This is a genomic window from Myxococcus vastator (genome assembly GCF_010894475.1).
Lineage (GTDB): Bacteria > Myxococcota > Myxococcia > Myxococcales > Myxococcaceae > Myxococcus > Myxococcus vastator.
In genome coordinates, this window is record NZ_JAAIYB010000712.1 from 1 (window position 1) to 2,742 (window position 2,742).

The following is a 2,742-nucleotide window of genomic DNA, read 5'->3' on the forward strand; positions in this document are numbered from 1 at the left end:
GCGCGGTCCTTGGCCGGGGGGGCTGTCCCAGGGGCTCGCGCCGGTGGAAGGGGAGCACCAGCTCATGCTGGTAGCGGCCATCCGGGCCCGTCACGCAGAGCGCGTCCGGCGTGGGGAACAGCTCCTCCAGCGTCACGCCCGCGGGGCGCTTGCGCGTGAGCTGGACGAAGGTGTCCACGCTCAGCACGTTGTCCAGGTCGATGGGGAGCTGGTTGTCGCCGTCATGGAGGCAGACCCAGCGGGGAAGGCGCGCCTCCCGCCGGAAGCGCTGGAGCGCCTCGTAGCGTGCGCCGCCTCGCGCCGCGCCCCAGGCCTTGAGCCGTTCTGGCGCCACGTTCCAGCGCGCCAGCGCGAGCACCGTGCGGCCATGCACCACGCGGGGCAGGAAGGGGGCGGACGTCAGCGGCCCCCAGCTGAAGGCCAGGTTCTGCACACCCTGCTGCTGGAGCTGCCCCAGGAAGCGATAGGCCCCGAGCCCCAGTGAGATGTAGTTGTGGGCGGTCGTCAGCCGGGGAATGACCTCGCGGCCCCGCTTCCGCGAGCGGAGCACGAGCCGCCCCTGCTCCACGGAGAGCCACAAGTCGGACAGCTCGATTTGCTGCTCCGAGGGCACGCCGGATTGCCCCAGGAGGACGAGGTCATGCTCGCGCAGGGCAGGGCGGCAGATGACGTTGCCCATGCGGCCCTGGGGCAGGTGGACGACCTCCGCGAACACGGCGTCCGGCCGCAGGGCCTCCTCCGCGCGCAGGTGGGCGCGCGTCGCCGCCTCCAGCGCGGCGTCCGCGTGGCAGAAGCGGCCCAACATCACCGCGCCCGAAGGGCCGGTGACGCTCTCCAGGAGGATGCGGAAGTCCCCGCGGTCCACGTGCTCGGCGCTGGCCCCCACCACGGTGGCGACGACGGAGAAGGACTCCGGCAGCGGGAGCACGTCCTTCGCCGTCATGGCGCGCAGGTCGTCCTCCGTCAGGACCAGCTCCTGGGCCTGCTCGCGCCAGCAGGACTCCAGCCGCGTCAGCAGGTGCTTCCACTTCGCGCCGTCGGGGTAGCGCCGGTCGCCCTCGCCGAGCGGGAAGGCGAAGCCCTGGAGCAGCGCGCCGGTGCCGCTGCCGGTGCCCCCATCCGCCGCGAAGCCGATGCCGGTGTCCTCGTCCAGCGCCTCCAGCAGCGGGACGGCGCGGTCCTCGTACCGGGCCACGAAGCGCTGCTGGAAGCGGGCAATCGGCGAGTCCGCGGCGGTGGCCACGGCCAGGCGGTGGAGCGTGTCGAAGGCGCGCTGGCACGCGTCCACCACGCCTGGAGACAGCGTGGCCTCCCGCGTGGGGCGGACCATGTCCACCTGGAAGAGGCGCGGCAGCTCGGCCTGCACCGGCAGCCCTTCGAGCATCCGGGCGACGTCGCGGTAGGCCTCCTCGGGGACGCCGGGGCGCGCGGCGTCGATGCGTCCCAGCGCTTCGTGGACGGCGGCCAGCTTCGCCCGCGTGGGGTGGAGCGCGGGCAGCGCCTCCGACCGCGCCAGCAGGTAGGGAACGGGCTCGGGGCCGGTGAGGGTGGGGGCCCAGGTGGAGACCAGGACCTGGGCCTCGATGAGCTCCAGGATGAAGGCGCGGGCGTCCTCCAGGCTGACGTCGGGGTCGTCCTGGGTGAGGGCCAGGGCCAGGGCCTCCACGGACGCGCCGCCACGGGCGCGCGCCAGCGTGGCCTCCAGGTACGACGAGGGCTCCACGGCCACCAGGTGATAGGAGCGCTCCCTGCCGGTGTGCCGCATCTCCATGTAACGGAGGCGGCCCGCGGCCAGGTACAGGCTGGAGTTGGGGACGTACTCGAGCGCGCTCCGGACGCCAGGCTCCTGCTGCACCTTCTCCACGAGCGCGCAGACGTAGTCCATGTCCAGCCGGGTGTGGCGGCGCAGCTCCTCGCGAGGCGCCAGGTGCAGCCGCGTCGCCGCGCCTGGACGACCCACGGAGAGGCCCGCGAACAGGCCGAACGGCGTGCTGCGCCCGGACATGCGCGCGAAGTACCGCACGAGCGTCCGCTCCACCTTCAGGCCCTCCTCGGAGTCGGGCTTCTCCTGCCAGTAGTGCAGGCTCTCCACGAGCGCGGGCGAGGCGATGAAGAGGGCCTCGCGGATGAGCGGCTCCACGACCCACTGGCGCAGCCTGTCTCTCAGCCGTTGCCTGTCTCGTTGGAGCGCGCCTTCCAGCGCGTCGGGCGCGGCGCCGGGGGCCTCCAGGTTTTCGCTCCAGGACGTCAGGGCGTCGAAGGGCAGCAGCGGGGTGCGCAGGACGAAGAAGTCCGCGGCGACGAAGGGGGACGTGCGCCCGGGGCGCGTCCGCCCCGCCGGAGTCTCACGCGCGTCGGACGAGGCTGAAGGTCGAGGGAGCATGGAGCTGGCGTCGTGGCTCGGAGTGGGAAGCCGCTGGGCGCGAGCATACAGCAACGATGCAGAGGCACCCATCGATGGATGGCGTGACAGTCATCAGAGGGGCCAACTCAAGACATGAAACATGTCGTGGCCTCCTTGTGATTTCGAAAGTGTCTGGGCTAGGAGCGTGTCGCGGTAATCGCGGTGGGGCTTGCCCGGAGGGAGGCCCGCGTGGTGAATGCCGGGGATGAGCAAGAAGTTCCGCCCCTGGAATGTGCAGCAGGCCTTCCTGCTGCCGCCGTCGCTGCTGGACTGGCTGCCGGAGCACCACCTCGCGCGATTCGTGCTGGAGGTGGTTGAGGAGCTGGACTTGGGGCCCA

1 protein-coding gene is annotated in these 2,742 nt (G+C 72.1%); it reads right to left on the bottom strand.

Going from position 1 to position 2,742, the window contains the following annotated elements; genetic code table 11:
* On the bottom strand, window positions 1-2,383 hold a 2,383-nt coding region (locus G4D87_RS36415), incomplete at its 3' end, for a lantibiotic dehydratase family protein (protein WP_240358895.1).
* Between the last annotated feature and the right edge of the window lie 359 nt (window positions 2,384-2,742).